The sequence below is a fragment of the Microcoleus sp. AT8-B5 genome, from assembly GCF_036705565.1.
In the GTDB taxonomy this organism is placed as follows: Bacteria; Cyanobacteriota; Cyanobacteriia; order Cyanobacteriales; family Microcoleaceae; genus Microcoleus.
The window spans coordinates 41,114-60,648 of the sequence record NZ_JAUBUY010000033.1 but is presented as its reverse complement, the minus strand read 5'-3'; the positions used below and the strand labels follow the sequence as shown (position 1 = coordinate 60,648).

General features: G+C 42.6%; 16 protein-coding genes and 1 pseudogene. 12 read left to right on the top strand and 5 right to left on the bottom strand.

Annotated features, from left to right (window positions below; genetic code table 11):
• Positions 1–517: 517 nt before the first annotated feature.
• The 8 genes from QUB39_RS20845 to QUB39_RS20810 all read left to right on the top strand — a co-directional run bounded on the left by QUB39_RS20845 (position 518) and on the right by QUB39_RS20810 (position 8,271).
• Complete coding sequence (locus QUB39_RS20845; RefSeq protein ID WP_333057138.1) at positions 518–1,537, top strand: type I glyceraldehyde-3-phosphate dehydrogenase; 1,020 nt, start codon at positions 518–520, stop codon at positions 1,535–1,537.
• Positions 1,538–1,893: 356 nt separating this feature from the next.
• Positions 1,894–2,853: a GDP-mannose 4,6-dehydratase gene (locus tag QUB39_RS20840; RefSeq protein WP_333208658.1), complete on the top strand. Its 960-nt coding sequence runs from the start codon at positions 1,894–1,896 to the stop codon at positions 2,851–2,853.
• A 90-nt stretch (positions 2,854–2,943) separates the two neighbouring features.
• Positions 2,944–3,720, top strand: coding sequence for a glucose-1-phosphate cytidylyltransferase (gene rfbF, locus QUB39_RS20835; RefSeq protein WP_333208659.1), 777 nt, complete (start codon positions 2,944–2,946; stop codon positions 3,718–3,720).
• A complete protein-coding gene (locus QUB39_RS20830; RefSeq protein ID WP_333208660.1) occupies positions 3,717–4,715 on the top strand; it encodes a GDP-mannose 4,6-dehydratase in 999 nt (332 codons plus the stop codon). Before rfbF ends, QUB39_RS20830 begins: the two co-directional genes overlap by 4 nt.
• 67 nt (positions 4,716–4,782) lie before the next feature.
• Complete coding sequence (locus tag QUB39_RS20825) at positions 4,783–6,015, top strand: class I SAM-dependent methyltransferase (RefSeq protein ID WP_333208661.1); 1,233 nt, start codon at positions 4,783–4,785, stop codon at positions 6,013–6,015.
• Positions 6,012–6,545 carry a dTDP-4-dehydrorhamnose 3,5-epimerase gene (gene rfbC / locus QUB39_RS20820; RefSeq protein ID WP_333208662.1) on the top strand — a complete coding sequence of 178 codons (534 nt, stop codon included), beginning with the start codon at positions 6,012–6,014 and terminating at the stop codon, positions 6,543–6,545. Before QUB39_RS20825 ends, rfbC begins: the two co-directional genes overlap by 4 nt.
• On the top strand, positions 6,542–7,468 hold the full coding sequence (locus QUB39_RS20815; RefSeq protein WP_333485154.1) for an NAD(P)-dependent oxidoreductase: 927 nt from the start codon (positions 6,542–6,544) through the stop codon (positions 7,466–7,468). The genes rfbC and QUB39_RS20815 overlap by 4 nt, the downstream gene beginning before the upstream one ends.
• 38 nt (positions 7,469–7,506) lie before the next feature.
• The gene (locus QUB39_RS20810) at positions 7,507–8,271 is read left to right on the top strand and encodes a CmcI family methyltransferase (protein ID WP_333485153.1); all 765 of its coding nucleotides are present in this window, start codon (positions 7,507–7,509) and stop codon (positions 8,269–8,271) included.
• A 5-nt stretch (positions 8,272–8,276) separates the two neighbouring features.
• On the opposite strand, the gene QUB39_RS20805 is transcribed toward QUB39_RS20810, so the two are convergent.
• From QUB39_RS20805 to QUB39_RS20785, 5 genes are all read right to left on the bottom strand, one after another.
• Positions 8,277–10,664 carry a tetratricopeptide repeat protein gene (locus tag QUB39_RS20805; protein ID WP_333208666.1) on the bottom strand — a complete coding sequence of 796 codons (2,388 nt, stop codon included), beginning with the start codon at positions 10,662–10,664 and terminating at the stop codon, positions 8,277–8,279.
• A 133-nt stretch (positions 10,665–10,797) separates the two neighbouring features.
• Positions 10,798–13,536: a tetratricopeptide repeat protein gene (locus QUB39_RS20800; protein WP_333485152.1), complete on the bottom strand. Its 2,739-nt coding sequence runs from the start codon at positions 13,534–13,536 to the stop codon at positions 10,798–10,800.
• Between the two features lie 307 nt (positions 13,537–13,843).
• The gene (locus QUB39_RS20795) at positions 13,844–14,839 is read right to left on the bottom strand and encodes a methyltransferase domain-containing protein (RefSeq protein ID WP_333208669.1); all 996 of its coding nucleotides are present in this window, start codon (positions 14,837–14,839) and stop codon (positions 13,844–13,846) included.
• Positions 14,840–14,964: 125 nt separating this feature from the next.
• Positions 14,965–15,654 (bottom strand): methyltransferase domain-containing protein, encoded by a 690-nt coding sequence (locus QUB39_RS20790; RefSeq protein ID WP_333208671.1) that lies wholly within the window; start codon positions 15,652–15,654, stop codon positions 14,965–14,967.
• Positions 15,655–15,797: 143 nt separating this feature from the next.
• Positions 15,798–15,941: a hypothetical protein gene (locus QUB39_RS20785; protein WP_333485151.1), complete on the bottom strand. Its 144-nt coding sequence runs from the start codon at positions 15,939–15,941 to the stop codon at positions 15,798–15,800.
• A 218-nt stretch (positions 15,942–16,159) separates the two neighbouring features.
• Here QUB39_RS20785 and QUB39_RS20780 point away from each other — a divergent pair, with 218 nt between their 5' ends.
• The 4 genes and pseudogenes from QUB39_RS20780 to QUB39_RS20765 form a co-directional block, all read left to right on the top strand.
• Positions 16,160–16,771, top strand: a complete 612-nt coding sequence (locus QUB39_RS20780; protein ID WP_333485150.1) for a DUF5678 domain-containing protein — start codon at positions 16,160–16,162, stop codon at positions 16,769–16,771.
• 74 nt (positions 16,772–16,845) lie between these two features.
• Positions 16,846–17,079, top strand: a complete 234-nt coding sequence (locus QUB39_RS20775) for a hypothetical protein (protein WP_333485149.1) — start codon at positions 16,846–16,848, stop codon at positions 17,077–17,079.
• Between the two features lie 294 nt (positions 17,080–17,373).
• Positions 17,374–18,417 carry a sulfotransferase gene (locus tag QUB39_RS20770; protein WP_333485148.1) on the top strand — a complete coding sequence of 348 codons (1,044 nt, stop codon included), beginning with the start codon at positions 17,374–17,376 and terminating at the stop codon, positions 18,415–18,417.
• Between the two features lie 15 nt (positions 18,418–18,432).
• Positions 18,433–19,535 (top strand): annotated as a pseudogene (locus QUB39_RS20765) (hypothetical protein); the annotation flags it as partial.

Below are 19,535 nucleotides of genomic sequence, written 5' to 3'. Positions count from 1 at the left end.
CTTCTAGAAAAGTTCAGGTTTTTTGATAAACACAAAAAGTTAGAAAGGATCGAGCTTTGCGATATGATCTGGTGTCATCAGAAAGGTGGGCGGAAACCCCGTCGTTTTAAGACCGCTTTATATTAAACTATAGTTTGGTCAATGACCCACCCGCGACGATGGATTCAGACAGCCTAACGAGCGAAGTCCAGTACAACTGGCGGCGCAGACAAATCGGTAGACCGGGAAAAGAGGATAGGGCAATGGTAAACATCCCTGGAATCAAAACAACAGATAAGAATTCCTTTTAGGTATTCGACGCATAAAAACCGCTGGGCTAGCGGGGTTAGTCTGTGGAGCGAACATAAGACCAGAAAACTCCTTGTGGGTGGAGGCAGTTGCGATGAAGCAGAAACTCAAATCGTGAGGTTTGGGAATCACCGTGGCTTTAGTCCGGTGAGAATGTCAAAAGTCAATTCTTAAATTTTTCCAAAATTTAAGCCTGAGCTAGGGGCTGCCATCGTTAGGAGGTACTAAAGTGATTCGAGTCGCGATCAATGGTTTTGGACGTATCGGGCGCAGTTTTGCGCGCTGCTGGCTGGGCAGAGAAAACAGCCAGCTAGAGTTGGTAGCTATTAATGACACTTCCGATCCCAGAAGTAATGCTCACTTGCTCAGATACGATTCCATGATGGGAACGTTGAAGAATGTGGACATCAGTGCGGATGAAAATTCCATTACCCTAAATGGGAAGACAGTTAAATGCGTGAGCGATCGCAACCCGCTAAACTTGCCTTGGAAAGATTGGGGTATTGATCTGATTATTGAATCAACCGGCGTCTTCGTTGACCAAGCTGGTGCATCGAAGCATATCACTGCCGGCGCTAAAAAAGTGCTAATTACCGCTCCCGGCAAGGGTTCTGAAGTTGGCACTTATGTGATGGGAGTCAACCACCACAACTACAAGCACAGTGACTACACAGTCATCAGCAATGCTAGCTGTACTACCAACTGTCTGGCTCCTGTACTGAAAGTGCTGCACGAAAATTTTGGCATCGTCAAAGGCATGATGACCACTACCCACAGCTATACTGGCGACCAGCGCTTGCTGGATGCTAGCCACCGCGACTTGCGGCGGGCCCGGGCGGCAGCAATGAATATTGTGCCGACTTCTACCGGAGCAGCACAAGCTGTGGCTTTGGTGATTCCAGAATTGAAGGGCAAGTTAAATGGTATCGCCATGCGCGTCCCGACTCCTAATGTGTCGGTAGTTGATTTTGTGGCTCAGGTAGAGAAAAAGACTTTTACCGAGCAAGTAAATCAAGTGTTCAAAGAAGCCGCCGAAGGCTCCATGAAAGGGATTTTGGAGTACAACGATTTGCCTTTAGTTTCATGCGACTATCGCGGAAGTGATGCTTCTTCGATTCTGGATTCCAGCTTGACGCTGGTGATGGATGGCGACATGGTGAAGGTTTTGGCTTGGTACGACAATGAGTGGGGCTACAGTCAGCGGGTGGTTGACTTGGCTGAATTGGTCGCCGAACGTTGGGAAGGTTAGATCCCTGACTTCTTTCCGGCAGTCCAGCCGTCCGGCAGGGGTTGAAACCCCTGCCTCAAAGCTAAAGTCCTCTTAAGAGGACTGAGAAGAAGACTTTTAAACTTATTAGTCTTCTTAAAAAAAGTCAGAAGAAGACTTTTAAACTCATTAGTCCTCTTAAGAGGACTTTAGCTATTAGACAGGGAATTCATTCCCTGGCGGACTAGGGAGTGGCCGACAGTCAGCTTAAGTAAAATCCAAAATATGTAAGTTGGGTTGAACGATAGCAAACCCAACCTACTTCTTAGTCTGCGGAGGCAGATTTTGTTTGTGTAGGATCGGTTTCAACCGCCGAATCATCAAAGTAAATAGTTTATATGAAAAAAGCACTGATTTGTGGTATCTCAGGTCAGGACGGAGCTTATTTAGCTAAACTGTTGCTCGATCGAGGTTATGAAGTTTGCGGCACTTCCAGGGACGCCCAAATGTCTAGTTTCGGAAACCTGGCACGTTTGGGCATCCGAGACAGAGTAAAACTAGAATCTATGTCTCTCAACGATTTTCGCAGCGTCTTGCAAGTGCTTGCCAAAATAGAGCCAGATGAGGTGTACAATCTAGCAGGTCAAAGTTCCGTCGGTCTGTCTTTTGAACAGCCCGTAGAAACCCTCGAAAGCATTGCCACAGGCACATTGAATCTGTTAGAAGCAATTCGGTTTACAGGCGGAAAAATCAAACTTTACAACGCCAGTTCCAGCGAATGTTTTGGGGATACCGGAGGCAGTGCAGCCGATGAAAATACGCCTTTTCGCCCCAGAAGTCCTTACGCGGTAGCGAAAGCAACGGCATTTTGGGAAGTAGCAAATTATCGGGAAGCGTACAATTTGTTTGCGTGTTCTGGTATTCTATTCAATCACGAGTCGCCGCTGCGGCCGGAGAGGTTCGTCACCCAAAAAATTGTATCTGTGGTGTGCCGAATTGCTGCCGGCAGTTCCGAAAAACTGCATTTGGGAAATATTTCAGTGCAGCGGGACTGGGGTTGGGCGCCGGAATATGTGGAGGCGATGTATTTGATGTTGCAGCAGGAAGAACCTGACGATTATGTAATTGCAACGGGTGTAAGCTATCCTTTGGAGGAGTTTGTGCAGACAGCGTTTGTTGCTGCGGGTTTGGATTGGCAGGAACATTTAGTAACCGATGCGAGTCTCTACAGACCGACGGAGATTGCTGTAGGGAGGGGAAATCCGGGTAAGGCGAAGCAAAAGTTGGGATGGGAGGCGAAGTATAAGATGCCTGATGTAGTACGGATGATGGTGGAGGCGAGGATGGGTAAGGTGTGAGGATTTTTTCAGAAAATATAGCTCTTTGTTTGCAATAAATACCTGTTGTGAATTATCAGCGGTTGTGTACCATTTTCAAGATGTAAAAAAATGCAAGTAGTTATACTAGCCGGCGGTTTAGGTACTCGTCTCCGAGAAGAAACAGAATTTCGTCCTAAGCCCCTAGTTGATGTGGGCGGGCATCCGATTCTCTGGCACATTATGAAGACCTATGCCCACTACGGATTCCAGGACTTTATTGTGTGTTTGGGCTATCGCGGCAACATGATTAAGGAGTATTTCCTGAATTATGAAGCTATGAATAATGATTTTACTATTTGCTTAGGTCGCCAGAATTGCATTACTTATCACGAGGATCATAAAGAGCAAGATTTTAAGGTGACGCTGGCTGAAACGGGCCCGGACACTATGACTGGGGGGCGGGTGAAACGTGTGGAGAAATACATTACTGATGATACCTTTATGGTGACATACGGTGATGGAGTTGCTGATATCGATATTGGAGCTTTGGTGGATTTTCATAAGTCTCATGGTAAGCTGGCAACTGTTAGTACAGTGCGTCCGATATCTCGATATGGTATTTTAGATGTGGACAACCAAGGCAAAGTTCTGGAATTCACCGAAAAACCTCAAATAGATGGCTGGGCTAGTGCGGGATTTTTGGTACTTCACCGCAGCATATTTGAAGATTTGAGCGGGGATGATTGTTTTCTAGAACGGGAACCTCTAGAACGGTTATCGGCTCAGGGACAATTGATGGCTTACCGCCACCAAGGTTTCTTTTTTGCGATGGATACTTATCGCGAGTATAAATATTTGAATGAACTTTGGGATAATGGAGAGGCTCCTTGGAGGGTGTGGGAATGAGTGAATTTTGGCGCGATAGATCAGTATTGGTGACAGGTTGCACAGGTCTTTTGGGTAACTGGTTAGTGGCTGAGTTGCTGGAAAGAGGAGCCTTGGTAACGGGATTAGTCCGTGACTTGGTGCCGCAATCCCGACTTTATGCTGGAGAGTGGTATCGGCAAATTAATATCGTTCGCGGTTGTGTAGAAGATTTGTCAACGGTAGAACGAGCGATTAATGAGTATGAAGTAGATACGGTGTTTCACTTAGCAGCTCAGACAATTGTGGGAGTTGCAAATAGAGAGCCGCTGGCAACTTTTGAAACGAATATTAAAGGCACTTGGAATATTCTAGAAGCTTGTCGCCGCGTTGGAGGTGTGAGTCGAATTGTCATAGCATCCAGCGATAAAGCCTATGGAGACCAGCTAGTGTTGCCTTACAGCGAAACAACTCCGCTTCAAGGGGAACACCCTTACGATGTTTCTAAAAGCTGTGCTGATTTAATCAGTCGGGCTTACTACGTCAGTTACGGTTTGCCAGTGTGCATTACTCGCTGCGGCAACTTTTACGGCGGGGGAGACTTGAATTTTAATCGCATCGTTCCGTCTACAATTCGATCGGCATTACGAGACAAGCCGGTAGTCATCCGCAGTGATGGCACTTTTATCCGGGACTATTTCTATGCGAAAGATGGGGTTTTAGCTTATCTCCATTTGGCAGAACAAATGGACAGGAAAGAAATTTTGGGAGAAGCATTTAATTTCAGCAACGAGTTGCAAATTTCAGTGCGGGGCATGGTAGATAAGGTTTTGAAATTGATGGACAAGACTCATTTAGAGCCGGTCGTATTGAATCGGGCTAAGAATGAAATCAAACATCAGTATCTCTCGGCAGATAAGGCGCGAAAAATGCTCGGTTGGGAGTCTAAGTATCCTCTAGAAGAAGGGCTGAAAGAAACAATTGAATGGTATCAAAACTTTTTGATGGAGGAAAACACCTGTGTCATCAGCGTGTGATTGAGGATTTCTGTGACTCTGGTTTTAATTTTCTTTCTCTTATTTGATAGTCAAGGGGGCTAATTCGGTGCCATCTAAATGTCGTTTTTGCAGTCACCCATTGGAGCATACTTTTGTAAATCTGGGGATGTCGCCGCTCGCGAATGCTTTTCTATCTCAAGCTCATCTCAATTGTGCAGAGAAATTCTATCCGCTTCATACTTATGTTTGTGCTAATTGTTTTTTAGTGCAGTTAGAAGAGTTTGAATCCCCGGATAGCATCTTCAGCGATTATGCTTATTTTTCTTCCTATTCAGACTCTTGGCTGCGTCATGCTCAGAAATACACAGAGTTGATGGTGCAGAGGTTTGGATTTGACGAAACCAGTCAGGTAATTGAACTCGCTAGCAATGATGGCTACTTACTCCAGTATTTTCAGCAGGAAGGAATTCCCGTATTGGGGATTGAACCGGCTGCAAATGTAGCCAAAGTAGCTGAGGAAAAAGGCATTCCCACTTTAGTTAAGTTTTTTGGCGTGGAAACGGCTAAAGAGTTGGTTTCCCAAGGCCAACGGGCAGATTTGTTGCTGGGAAATAATGTGTTGGCTCATGTGCCTGACTTGAACGATTTTGTGGCGGGGATGAAAATTCTCCTGAAACCAAACGGCGTCTTGACAATGGAGTTTCCTCATGTATTGCAATTAATTCAAGACAATCTGTTTGACACGATTTACCACGAGCATTTCTCTTATTTTTCGCTGTTGACGGTTGAGAAAGTTTTTGCAAGTCACGGTTTAACTTTGTTTGATGTGGAGGAATTACCGACGCACGGCGGTTCTCTGCGGATTTACGGGAGGCATGAGGATTTTGAGAGTATACCAGTTGGCGATCGTATTTCCCAACTGAAAGCTAAGGAAGTGCAAGCAGGGCTAAATCAGATTGAAATTTATGCAGGATTTTGCGAACAGGTTAAGTTTACGAAGCGCCAAATGCTCAGTTTCCTAATTGAGGCCAAAAACCAGGGCAAATCAATTGCGGGCTACGGTGCGCCGGCGAAGGCTAATACGCTGCTGAACTATTGCGGTATCCGCACGGATTTAATTGATTATACGGTGGATTTAAGCCCGCACAAGCAGGGTTTGTTTTTGCCGGGAACTCAGATTCCGATATATCATCCAGATAAAATTCGGGAGACTAAACCGGATTATTTGGCTATCTTGCCTTGGAACATTAAAGATGAGATAGTAAGTCAGATGGATTATATCCGCGAGTGGGGAGGTAAGTTTGTGGTGCTGGTTCCTCAAGTGGAGGTAATAGGGTGAAGTTTACTGAAACGAAGCTTAAGGGAGCTTATGTTATTGAGGTAGAGCCCCTAGCAGATGAGAGGGGATTTTTTGCCCGCAGTTGGTGTCAAAAGGAGTTTGCAGAACATGGTTTGAATCCTAACCTCGTGCAGTGCAATATTTCTTTTAACCTGAAAAAAGGTACTTTGCGGGGGATGCACTACCAGGCTAAACCTCACGAGGAAGCGAAGTTGGTTAGATGTATCAAAGGGGGAATTTATGATGTAATTATAGATTTGCGTCCCGATGCTCCTACTTTTCAAGAGTGGTTTGCAGTAGAGCTAAACTCGGAAAATCGCAAGATGATATATATTCCTGAAGGTATGGCTCACGGCTGTCAAACTTTGGCAGATAATACGGAAGTTTTTTACCAGATGTCGGAATTTTATTATTCTGAATTAGCAAGGGGAGTGCGGTGGGATGATCCGACTTTTAGTATTGATTGGCCGGAGATATCTCAGCGCGTAATTTCGGAAAAAGATCGAAGTTTCCCGGATTTTGTGTTATGAAAAAAGTCCTGGTTACCGGTGCGGGGGGTTTTGTTGGCAGGCACTCGCTAAAGACGCTGGTGGAACGAGGGTTTGAGGTTCATGCTGTCGCTTCTAAGACTTTGCCGACTGTCAATTCGGATTGTACTTGGCATCTGGCAAATTTGTTAGACTATACATCCATTAGGGAGTTAGTTTGTCAAGTAAAGCCAACATATTTGTTGCACTTTGCCTGGTGTTATACGGTACCTGGACAATACTGGAAATCTGAGGAGAACTTTTTGTGGGTGCAGGCTAGTTTAGAATTATTGAGGCAATTTCGAGAGCAAGGGGGCCAAAGAGTAGTGATGGGCGGAACCTGCGCCGAGTATGATTGGAAGTATGGTTATTGCTCGGAATTTATAACGCCGAGAAATCCAGATACTCCCTACGGTATTTGTAAAAAAGCTTTGCAGGAGATTGTGAATTCCTATTCCGAGACGACAAACCTCAGCAGTGCTTGGGGACGTATTTTCTTTCCATACGGTGCTTACGAGTATCCAAATCGGCTGGTTGCTTCAGTAATTCTTTCTCTGTTAAAGGGAGAGCCTGCTCGCTGCTCTCACGGTAATCAAATCCGGGATTTTCTGTATGTACAGGATGTGGCTGATGCTTTTGTGGCTCTTTTGGAGAGTGAGGTGACGGGTGCTGTTAATATTGGCTCGGGACAGCCGATCGCGATTAAAGAGGTTGTTTATAAAATAGCTGATCTAATTGGGCGATCGGATTTAGTGCAGTTAGGTGCTATTCCGTCTGCTCCGAAAGAAGCGCCGTTGTTAGTGGCGGATGTGACTCGTTTATCTAATGAGGTGGGTTGGCTACCAAAGTTGAATTTGGAAGTTGGATTAAAGCAAGCTATAATCTGGTGGGAAAATCAGCTTTTGTCCTCAAAAACAGGTGTCTAAGATTCGTTACCTAAATACAATTATAACTAGGACAAATCATGAAATTAACGCTAGATACAGATGCCCAAAAATTGATTCAAGAAATAGACGGTGAGTGTCAAACTATCCCGCTCTATTCTAAGGAAGCTTTTGAACTCATTTCTCACTACTGGGTGAAATTAGGCTGGAATCAAAAATATACCTACAATTTCAGTTGGCTGGGACGGCCAATCATTCAACTCCCTGAAGACATGATTCGGATTCAGGAAGTTATCTATCAGGTTAAACCCGATGTAATTATTGAAACCGGGGTGGCTCACGGCGGCTCGCTGATTTATTATGCTAGCCTGTTTAAAGCAATGGGCAAGGGTAGGGTTGTAGGAATTGATATTGAAATTCGCCCCCACAACCGCAAGGCGATAGAGGAACACGAACTGTCATCGTTCATTACTTTAGTGGAAGGTAGTTCTACAGATACCAGTATTGTAGATCAGGTGAAAAAACTGGTAAATCCAGCGGAGACTGTCTTGGTGAGTCTTGACTCGTGTCACACAAAACAGCACGTTGCTGACGAGTTAGAGGCTTATTGCAGTTTGGTGACACCAGGCTCCTATATAATTGCCACCGATGGGATTATGAAGGATTTGGATGATGTGCCACGGGGGAATCATGAGTGGCACTGGGATCATCCTACTGCAGCGGCGGCTGAGTTTGCAGAAAAACATCCTGAGTTTGTGTTGGAGCAACCTAAATGGCCGTTTAGCGAGAGCGATTTGACGGAGAATGTGACTCACTGGCCAGGGGCTTGGTTAAAGCGAAAATAACAAAATTAGACTCGTTTTGGCAAGTTTTGTAAGATTTGCATGAGTTCGTTGTAAATCACTTGCCAATCACAATCATAATTGCGAGTCATTGCATCAGGGTTATTCTCATCCTCAGTGATATATTCTTTAGATATCAACACTGGCAGTACAGCATTTTCTCGATAAACAGGTGAAAATGAGTCCTCAACCGCATCAGAGTAAGCCTTATTTCCATGACCTACCCCAGGCTTGCTTGCTATCCAGGTTACAAAAGTCATTCCTGTTCCAAATGGTACTGCATAAAGGTCGATTGCTTCGGCCCAGATAATGGTTTCATAAATGGGATGACCAATGGTGCTGTAAGTTGTAATTTCATGCGGAAGGAGATTGAGAATAGGTTGTAAACAATCTTGCTCTAATGCCTCGATATGGGTCTCATTAGATGCATTCTCATGATCTCTTTCAGGTACAGACCAACCATCAAATACAACAGCTAAGTTAGGAAAATTTGTATGCAGGCTTTTAATAATGTTGGCTGTACCTTCTATTTGAGAGAACCAAGTTCTTTTATAGTTCCGAAGTGTAATCCAAAGTAAAGGAAAGTGATTCTTAGCCATTTCTACTTTTTCTAAAAAATCTTGAGAACATTTTTCAACAGAACTCTGATATATCTTCTTGGCTAGTTCTTCTTCTATAAAAGTGTCTGTGAGTCGGACTGCGAATAAATTATTTTCTATAATATTTTTGAAAATAACCTCAGTACAGCAGCTATCTAGGCGGATGATTTTATCGGACGGTATGCTTGGGAAAATGTCGTCAACCATAATATACTCATGGGAACCAACCAAGAACTTATCAATATTATTGAGGGTTCCATTTTTATACAAATAGTAAATTCCTGAGCATTCATTCCAGACATAATGTCCTACATTATAAGCTATACCTAAAACAGCACAAACCCCTTTTTTTTCTTGATAGAGATAGGCTTTAAATTGTTGCCAATTACTCAAAACATAACTTTTGAATAAATTAATTACACCCGTAAAATTTCCCCCAGGAAAGTTGTCCAAAACAATGATCAGTTCTTGGTTAGGCAAATAAATACACTGCTTAGTTCCCATCCAATCACCATACATTAAATAAAATACTTCTTTCCCCACAAAACGATATAATATAAATGGCTCAACATAAAATGACTGGTTTGATCGCAGAATTTTACCCGTGAAAGGGCAGACTGAATAAACAAAACCCGTTTCTACTATGCTTTGCTGTAGATTAATAGCTTTGTCCCACTGAAAATACCGAGACATTTTGGGATGTCTTTTTACCTTTCTTGAAAGCTGAAATCCTTGGTGGTCATCAAAACTATTGATATAGATTTCCTCCAAACCAATATTTTCTTGCTTGATCAAGCCTAAATTCTCTATAGATAAACCGAGATTTTCTAAAAGCGAGCGATCTGAATCATTTAAATTCCAAAGATTAACAACTGTATATTGACTACTATTGACAAAATATTCATAGGCTGAATTTTGACTAATTTCAGATGAGTAATACAGATTTACTGTATCAAGCGGTCTTAATTCATTTAGTCCATCCCATATTAAATCGTATGTTTTTTGATTGTTCCTTAATAGAATCTTGGGAATATTTTGGAAACAAGCGATGGCCTCATCCATTCGGTTGGCTTCTGCCAAATAAAGACCGAGTTGATGATAAATAGTGATTGCTTCTTCATGTTTTCCTTGTGTTGTCAAAGCTTCTACTAAACCCTTGTATAAGGGGTGATGATAGGGGTATAATTCAATGGCACGACGATAACAATTAACAGCTTCTTCTAAACCAACGGTCATGTAGGAACGTTTCAACAACGTCTGAAATTCTGCCAAACCCTCCCGCCAAACTTTTATCCCCAGTTCCCGACTATGACCCGGAGTTTGTAGCCAATTAATGCAACCTTGTTTTTCCGCTTCCGAAAGAGAACGTCTCAGATAAACTTTATACCATTCGACGGTATAAGTAGCATCATCCAGGTGGGAGGTAGCCTGCAAAAATGCTTGGTCATTGAGAAAACATACTGCCGGTAATTCTGGGTCAAATACTTGGTAGTCTTTATGGGTAACTTCGGCCAAGTTATATTCGGAAAAAAAGGTCTCAGGGTTCTCCATTACCCACTGATAGATAGCTTCCCCTAGCTGATAGTGACATTCATAGTCTTGAGGATTCAATTCTAGGGAACGACGATAGGTGGCGATCGCCTCATTCCAATTTTTTTGTTGTGATAGGAGTTTTCCTAACTGCTGGTAAAGTTTTTCAGTCAATCCGCGATAGACAGCGATCGCTTCCTCTAGTTTGCCTTCTTGTTGCAGTTGGTTTGCCTTGTTGACTTCTGTTACAGTAATTTCTGAGTTCATCTTACTTTCGTTTTTGGGGGCTAACAATTTTAGGAGTTAAGTTTTCCGACACAGACTCTAAATTTCTCTGAGTAGTTATTGTTTATGAGCGTAAGAAAAGTTGATATTTGTTGCCTTTACTTTCCACGAACAATTAATATCTGTTCGGGTTCAACGAATTGATAATTTTCAGAGTTTCATTGTAAACAATTCTCCAATCGAAATCATAATTTTGACAGCCTACTGATAAAATATAAGGTGAAGCTTGTTGATCGACGATACACTCAACAGGCACAAAGACCGGGGGTACGACATTTTCGCGACTATAAGTTACTTGTTCTCTCAGAGGTTCTGTATTTATTGAACTGTTTGCGTGCATCACACCAGGTTTATTAGCAATCCATGAAACGGCTGTACTTCCTGATGAAAGTGGTATAACATATAAATCAATAGCATAAGCCCAGACAACTTTCTCATAGCTCATGCTACCAATTGTACTATAAGCCTGTATATCAGGTGGTAAAATTTCTAAAATTTCTTGCTCGGTGGCTTGATCCTTAGCAATCATTAACTCTCCACGCTCATCCTCTCTTTCTATCCGAGACCAACCATCAAAGACAACTCCTAGACCAGGAAAATCCACGGCGAGACTTTTGATAATATTAACGATTCCTTCTACTTGAGAAACCCAAGATTTATCATGGCTGCGAAGACCAAACCACAGCAAAGGAAAGTGTTTATTTTTGGCTCCCTCTACTTCAGCTAAAAATTGTGGAGAGCACCTTTTTAAAGAACCCTCGTATATCCTAGTTGCCAGTGTTTCTCTAACAAAAACATTGTCAACTCTAACGGCTAAATAATTATTTTCAATAATAGCCTTAAACATACTTTTTTTATCCGGAATTCTGATTATCTTGTCAGCAATTTCGGGGAAAGCATCAGCGACATTAAAATACTCATTTGGTTCGATTAATATTTTATCGAGTTTATCCAAAAGACCATTATCCGACAAAAATTGAAGTCCAGTTACTTCATTCCAAAAATAGTGTCCTATGTTCGTCAGTAAGCCTAAAATTGCCACTACGCCTTTTTTCTGGGGTTTTGAGATATATTTGAGGCTGTGTTGCCAACAACTAACCATATAGCTTTTTAATCGGTTAATAATTGCTTGTTCAGAACCTTGGAGAAATGGATTGAGGTGAATAATTAGCTCTAAACGGGGAAAATAAATGAACATCTTTGGGCCCCAAAAGTGTCCAACGATTAAATAATAAATTTCACAGCCAACAAACCGATAACTCATCATGGGTAGCCATGCTACATCATAAAAGGATTGCTCTGACCTAATAACCTGACCGCTCAACGGGCAAACTGAATAAATATAACCTGTTTCTACGATACTTTGTTGATAAATATTCGGTTGATTCAAATGGGATTGATATATAAATTTATAATTATTTTGCTTGGGTAATTGTTGAGAAAGCCTAATATTTTTTGTTTCAGCAAAATAATTAATATATATTTCTTCTAAGGTGAGATTATCTTGGGCAATCAACTGCAAATTTGTTAGTAAAAATCCATTCTTTTCTAGAAGAGCTTTGTCTTTTTCCGTTAAAGACGAAAGGTTCATAATAGTATATTGACTGGTTTCATGGAAGTATTGTTCAATAGCTTCAGGTTGAAGGTCAGTGGGATAATAGGAATCTGAGGCTTCCAGGGGAGCCAATTGATTTAATCCTTGCCAAAGCATCTCGTACATCTTTCCTTCGTGAAGGGGTGGATGGGTATCTTGTTGAAAACAGGCTACTGCTTCTACTATCTTGCCCTCTTCTGCTAACTTGAGACTTAATTGATGGTAGAGAACGAGAGCTTGCTCATGTTGGCCTTGTTTAGTAAACACTTCTGCTAAGCGATAGTATGATGAATGATGATTGGGAGACAATTCAATCGCACGATGATAACACTTGACAGCCTCTTCTAAACCAACTATCGTGAAGGAAAATTTTAGCAAAGTCTGAAATTCTGCTAAGGTTTCTCGCCAAACTTTTAACCCCAATTCCCGGCTATGACCCGGAGTTTGTAGCCAATTAATGCAACCTTGTTTTTCCGCTTCCGAAAGAAACCGTCTTAGATAAACTCTGTACCATTCCACTGTATAAGTAGCATCATCCAGGTGGGCGGTAGCTTCCAAAAAGGCTTGGTCATTGAGGAAACAGACGAACGGTAATTCTGGGTCAAATAGTTGGTAGTCTTTATGAGGATTCTTAGCCAGATTGTATTGAGAGAAAAAGGTTTCTGGGTTTTCCATTACCCGCTGATAGATAGCTTCCCCTAGCTGATGGTGACATTCATAGGCTTGAGGATTCAGTTCTAGGGCACGACGATATGTGGCGATTGCCTCATCTAGTCTTCCCTGCTCTACCAAAATATTTCCTAACTGCAACCCGACTTCCCAGTTATCGGGTAGAATTTGCAAAAGATTGTGAAAAGCTTCTACGTTGTCTGGATTGAGTTCTATAATGTGGCGGTAGGAGGCGATCGCTTCTGCTAAAGCGGACTGATTTCGCTGTTGCAGTGCATTGGCCAAGGCAGAATGAATCCAATCAGCATCAGGGTTCAACTCACTGGCACGGCGGTAAGCAGCGATAGCCTCATTTAGTTGACCCAATTTTGCTAAACTATTACCTAGTCCCACGTAAGTCCCAAAATGCTCGGGATTGAGTTCAAGCGCCCGGCGGAAGGCTGTAGCCGATTCTTCCCACTGTTGCTGTTGCGCTAGGGCATCGCCTAAGTGGTGGTAACTCCAACAAAAATCAGGTTTGAGTTCTATTGAATGACGGTAGGCGGTAACGGCTTCATCCCATCGATTCAGTTTCGCGAGGGTTTCTCCCATGTGGTGGTGTGTCCAGGGATCGTCGCTATTTAGCTCAAGTTTCCGATGGTAAGCAGCGATCGCTTCTTCTAGATTACCTTCCTCTTGCAATTGCCGATCCTTGTGGAATTCGCTCATAGCCGTATCATCCTTATATCTGTGATTACTTTTTATCTACAAATATTAAATTATCAGTTTAAACTGAATGACCCTACGCTTCGCAGCACTAGCTTGTTTATATTACCTGCTTTTACCACAGAAAGTTAAAGGGAATTATGTCTGTTGTTGGGGAGTAGGATAAAGTGATCGCGCGCCGTGTCCAAAACATCTAAGTTTGAGGTTTAGGGTAATGGCTTTCTGCCGTAACAACGTCTTCTAGGGTGACATCCCATCTAAATTTTTCAGGATTCACCTCAGCCACTTTTCTGGCAAGGATGGCAACACCACCAAATCCTGGGTGAGTTGCTAATTTCTCTTGACCTGGAATAAAAGTATCTAAATGCATTCGCAAAGGAACATAAAGGCTCGATCCGATCACCTCAAATCCCAAAGCAGGAGAAAATAAAACCTTAAGACCTTCGTCTGAAAAACGCCAGAAGTCCCACGGGCTTTCGTGGAGAGGCCAGGAAAAGTGCGTGCTCTGAAAGGTGATTCCGCCTATCTCTAGTAACTTATTAATTTCCATCGCCACTACCCAAGGCATGGCTAAGTGTTCAAAAACAGACAAGGAAAAAATAGCATCAAACCGCTGATTACCAAAATATTGAGATAGTTTGTGAGCGTCCCCTACCACATCTGTGTTGGCGTCTGGATAATAGTCAAATCCCGTGTAGGAGGATGCACCAGGAAACAAAGACCTTTTGCTAACGCTTCCTGGACTGACTATCCGCGAACCTATTTCTAGAACTCGTAAATGACCGTCATTCACCTGCTTGATAAAATCAACAAACAAACCTGTATCATCATTTGTAAAAGTAGCTGAATCATAAACTCCTGGTTTCCCTCCAGCAAAAGCCACAATTTTATGATGTATTTCCCTTTTTGTTTTCGCCTTAAAGGTGACTTGATGCTGGGCGACTCTCGGCAGATATGCTATGAAACCGCAGTTATGGTTGTGGTTGTATTGTGGGTAAGCTGCTACCACATCTGGGCGCGAATGCCACGATATAATTGGCACGCAATTATCTTCTACACAAATTTCTACTCCTTCAAGTACCCCTTCCTTCTTGCCTAAAATCCATCCTTGGAGTCCGAGTCCGCAGTCATTCGACCAGGAGTAATCGATCGCCAATATTAAGTTTTCGTCTTGTTCTAAGATGGCCATAAAATTTAGTGATAACCTTACTTTCCAGGCTGTTTTTTTTAGCGGCATCGCTAAAACTATAAAACTTAGCTAAGCCTGCATATTCCATGAACCTAAAGATGATTACTCAGATGTTAAACTGGCTTTCAATTGGCTATTTTCCTGAGAATCATAACAATTTCTATAGAATTTTCTTGGAATAATTCTATAGTAAAACCAAAGCCTAGCTGTTTCTGACAGTAGAATAGCCACTCAGAGAAAGTCTCTGATGTCCAGACGTGAAAATGGATGCTGTAATCTATGTTTATTAAAGCTTGCTGGCGCGCCAACACCTGTTCTTCAGGAAATTTCTCTACCAGTCTCACGTACTCATGGTAATGAGATACCTTAGACCATTCCGGCCCCTCTTTGTAGTCCCGAATTAAATGGTCGAGGGAAGTCAGGGGGCGATCGACATCAAAGATATAGCGCTTGTCCGGTACGCCCATGTAAACGATTCCTCCGGGTTTGACAACTCTCAAAAAGTTTTCTAGAGCGCCGATCGGGTTTTGACAGTGTTCTATCATGTGATTGGCAATGACAAAATCCCAAGAATTATCAGCTATGGATGACAGAGTTTCGCCATTATCTACAATGTCTGCTTCTATGAGATTGGTTCCATTTAATTCTGGGTATTGTTTTCTCAGTTCACTAACCGACATTCGATCGACGTAATAAACCTTTACAGTATCTGGAACTTCCAGAGGAGCATGAAGAGCTCCCACCTCTATTCCCTTCCCGCTTAGGTATTTAAAAGCTATATCTCTCCGTACTTGCATGAGCGCTGTAAGATCCACAGTCATCCTCTCCTTAAAAAATTGCTCAATCTCGATCAACTTTAATTTAATTTTTTGTGTGCCGAGTTCAGTGCTTCACTCTGATACAGAAGTTGGGCTTTGAGTCAAGGGCACGCGGGTAGAGCCCGATCGACCTTTCTAGTTTACCCGATCGCGCGGGGAATGTCGATCGATTGAGTGCGATCGTCTTCGTGTGTAGATTTTGGGGTAATATTTATTGTTAAGCTCGATGGCAAGCGGGCAAGGGGGCGATCGCCCATATATAATACCTGGTTTTGCGGGAACATCCTCATAGGGCTGAAGTCTGATATCCTTGGCAAGGCAACGGATTGAGTTCATTTGGAGTTCATTGGGGCGATCGGGCAAAACTTACCCTATGTAGTAGAATGGGATACAAAAGCCCGATCGCGACAAAAGTAAATTATGTTTGAGAAAATTTTGTAGCGACAGAGATCATTAACCCAACGATAGATGATTTTCTAAAATACAAGAAAGTGATTTAATTATGGAACCAGAGTATCCTACAGCCAATGATTGGTATAAAGCTCATCGACCGGAGTTAAAAAAATATCGGGGTGAGTGGATAGCTTATACTAACAAAGGGGTGATTAGTCACGATCGCGATTATCGAAAGATGAAGGACGAGATTCCTGCTAATACACCTAAATTGGGTTATGTGATCGATCGAATACATGAAAGCGAGTTTATTGAACCTGTGAAGTTTTATCCTGTCAGAATGAGGTCTTTGAAATCTCATGATTGGCAGCCCAGATATGAAGTTGCCCTCAAAGTTCAGAACTCGGAAAATGTCCAAATACTGGTGGATTCTGGAGCCGAACTTAGCTTGATTACGAAAAAACTGGGTGAAGATTTGGGTTTGAGTAGAACTACTGGAGAGGTTATCAGTAAAGCTGAAGGAGTTGGTGGCAGTATTGAATATCTGTTACGAGATATTGAAATGGAGTTGGATGGTCATATTTTTACGGCTCCTGTAGCTTGGGCACAAACTGATTTTTGTCAAGAGGTTCTTTTAGGGAGAGAGGTAGTATTTGACTTGTTTGATATAGAATTTAAGCAAGCTGAGGAGACGATTATTTTTAAGCGGCGATCACAGTGAACTGCCTCGATCGAGTTTAAGTTAATTTTGTATGTGCCGAGTCCAGTGCTTCACTCTGATGCAGAAGTTGGGCTTTGAGTCAATGGCACGCGGGTAGATCGCGATCGACCTTTCTAGTTTACCCGATCGCAGGTGTTGATCGATCGCTTGAGTGCGATCGTCTTCCTGTGTTGATTTTTGGGGTAATATCTATTGTTAAGCTCGATGGCTTAGGGCTTGGGGGCGATCGCCCATCTATAATACCTGGTGCCTGCGGGAACATCCTCAGAGGGCTGAAGTCTGATATCCTTGGGAAAGCAACGGCTTGAGTTCATTTGGAGTTCATTGGGGGCGATCGGGCAAAAATTACCCTCATTTGTGGTAAGCTTCTGAGAAACCCTTTTTACGAGTAGGTTGTCCTAGGGCGACAGGGAGTTAAAAAATTCCTGTTACGTGATGTTTCTGTTGATCGGGAATGAGTTTTAGACGGATATCTAGAGGTGGTTATTTGAGGTTGTAGTAGAATGGGTTACGAAAGTGCGATCGGGAATATGGAAAATTATACTTTAGAGGATTTGGTGACAGAAGCCTTTGGTTGTTTGGCGTTGAATTGACAGGAATATATGGTTAAAGCATCAGTAAAAATAAAAAATATGACACTTGAATTTTCTGACGAGAGTCTCTTACAGGGAAAAAACCTAATATTTTTAATTTCTCAGCCTCGTGCTGGGTCAACATTAACACAACGGATGTTGGGCAGCCACTGTGAAATTCATACAGTTTCTGAACCTTGGTTAATGCTTCATCCTTTATATGCTCTGCGCTCAGAGGGATATGAAGTAGATTATAATGCTCAATGGGCTAGGAATGCTGTTGAAGGTTTTGTGGACGAATTACCAGATGGGAAAGAAGCTTATTTCAATGGTTTGCGCCGGATGTATTCCTACTTGTATAACTGTGCAGCCACCAGTTCAGGAAAAAGTTATTTTTTGGATAAAACACCGCGCTACTATTTGATCATCTCGGAACTTTACAAAACTTTTCCAGAAGCGCATTTTATTATTTTACTGCGAAATCCTTTGGCCGTTTTATGTTCGATGATCAATACTTGGACGCAAGACGACTACTTTAAACTCCATCTGTATAAGCAAGATTTGTTAGAAGCTCCCGCTCGTTTAATCGATGGTATAAACTTATTAAATAATAAGTGCATGGTATTACATTATGAATGGTTGCTGTTGAATCCCGAATCGGAAGTAAATAAGATTTGTAGCTGGTTAGGAATTCAATCTTCACCCGAAATGATCGATTATGGAATAGTAAAAGATTACCCTGTTTGGAGATATGGAGATCAGAAGAAGGTGTACCAGGACACCAAACCAGACTCCCACAATTTAGATAAATGGATTATGGCTCTAGAAAATCCTCAAGTGTGGAGAATAGTAAATGATTATTTAGAATTTTTAGGAGTGGAAAAATTCCTTCAACTGGGTTATTCTTACGAAGAAATGCGAAATCTCCTGGATGCAAAACGTCCTCAATGGTTTGATTTATGGCGCACCCTTCCCCTAGACGTACTGGTAGAAGACCCGCAAAACAGTAAAGACTGGAAAGATCAACAGTATTTTACCAAACTAATTTCATCAATTCATCAATTCATTGAGTAGAGTGGGGACATAATAATGAGTGATTCAGAAAACAAGTTTTCGACTAAGCCTTATGGACTTCCCAAGCATAATCAGGGGGAATGGCAATACTATCAAAGTCAACTGCATCAAACTCAGGGGGAAGTGCAACAGTGGCAGAGTCAACTCCAGGCGACTCAGGAGGAATTGCAGCAGTCGCAGAGTCAACTCCAGGCGGCTCAGGAGGAGTTGGAACAGCATAAGGCTCGCCTAAATCAAACTCAGGGGGAAGTGCAACAGTATCAAAATCAACTGCATCAAACTCAGGAAGTATTGGAACAATTCCAAGATCAAATGCAACAAGCTGAGACACTGTTGCAAGAGTATCAAGTTCAACTGCATTCGACGCAGACAGAGTTGGAGCAATCTCAGTTACAACTGCATTCGACGCAGGCAGAGTTGGAGCAAGCTCAGTCACAACTGCATTCGACGCAGGCAGAGTTGGAGCAATCTCAGTCACAACTGCATTCGACGCAGGCCGAGTTGGAGCAGTCGCAGTCACAACTGCATGCCACTGAGGCAGTATTGGAGCAGTCGCAGTCACAACTGCATGCCACTGAGGCAGTATTGGAACAGTCGCAGTCACAACTACATCAGAATAGAGCAGAGTTAGCACACAAGAATTCTCAACTGCATCAGAGTGAGTGGGAATTAGAGCGAACTCGTTTTCAACTGCATCAAACTCAGGCAGAATTAGCACAGTCTCAGGCAGAATTAGCAGAGTGCAACTCCCAAGTAGAGCACATTCAGTTGGAAGCGGAGCGATTGGGTTCTCACATTGGACAAGTTCAGGAAGAATTAGAACAGTCGCAGTCTAAAGTTCGCAGCAGTAGCATGGAATTGAAGCGATCGCACTCTCAACTTTTCCAGGTTCTAGGAGAATTGGAACAGTCCCAAGCTCAGCAGCGTCAGACAGAAGCAATTTTGCAGCAGTCACAGTCTCAAAACCATCACCTTCAAAATGAATTGAAGCGGTTCTACTCTCAACTTGTCCAAGTTCAGGAAGAATCTCAGCATTATCAGTCTCAACTTGTCCAAGTTCAGGAAGAATCTCAGCATTATCAGTCTCAACTTGTCCAAGTTCAGGAAGAATCTCAGCA